Source organism: Oceanobacillus rekensis, assembly GCF_002153375.1.
Lineage (GTDB): Bacteria > Bacillota > Bacilli > Bacillales > Amphibacillaceae > Oceanobacillus > Oceanobacillus rekensis.
In genome coordinates this window covers 1-547 of record NZ_MTBQ01000014.1, presented here as the reverse complement: position 1 = coordinate 547, position 547 = coordinate 1, and the positions used below count along the sequence as shown (strand labels likewise).

Sequence of the window (547 nt, the reverse complement as noted above, 5' to 3'; positions counted from 1 at the left end):
GACCCCCTGCTTGTAAGGCAGGTGCTCTCCCAGCTGAGCTAATCCTCCATATTGGTGACCCGTACGGGAATCGAACCCGTGATACCGCCGTGAAAGGGCGGTGTCTTAACCGCTTGACCAACGGGCCATAATTAGAATAAGTTGTGGCGGAGAGCGAGGGATTCGAACCCTCGAGGCCGCGTTAGCGGCCTACACGATTTCCAATCGTGCTCCTTCGGCCACTCGGACAGCTCTCCATATGGCTCCACAGGTAGGATTCGAACCTACGACCGATCGGTTAACAGCCGATTGCTCTACCACTGAGCTACTGTGGAATAATCCAATAACGAAAATCTATGTTCATTAGTTCAAACATTTATTGCTTGTCCTAGAAACTAGATGTTTCGGAGCAGAGCCATTACCTATACAGTAATGGATTGTTGCCTGGCGGCGTTCTACTCTTGCAGGGGCAAAGCCCCAACTACCATCGACGCTGAAGAGCTTAACTTCTGTGTTCGAGATGGGAACAGGTGTGACCTCTTCGCTATTGCTACCAGACCTTCCTTAA

The 547-nt window shown here is 50.8% G+C and carries 3 tRNA genes and 1 rRNA gene; all 4 read right to left on the bottom strand.

Annotated elements, in window-relative coordinates:
* Nucleotides 1-52: 52 nt before the first annotated feature.
* The 4 genes from BV906_RS19035 to rrf all read right to left on the bottom strand — a co-directional run bounded on the left by BV906_RS19035 (nt 53) and on the right by rrf (nt 537).
* Nucleotides 53-127, bottom strand: a tRNA-Glu gene (locus BV906_RS19035).
* 17 nt (nt 128-144) lie between these two features.
* Nucleotides 145-236: transfer RNA gene (locus BV906_RS19030), tRNA-Ser, on the bottom strand.
* Between the two features lie 3 nt (nt 237-239).
* Nucleotides 240-314, bottom strand: a tRNA-Asn gene (locus BV906_RS19025).
* Between the two features lie 107 nt (nt 315-421).
* Nucleotides 422-537, bottom strand: a 5S ribosomal RNA gene (gene rrf / locus BV906_RS19020).
* Nucleotides 538-547 lie beyond the last annotated feature (10 nt).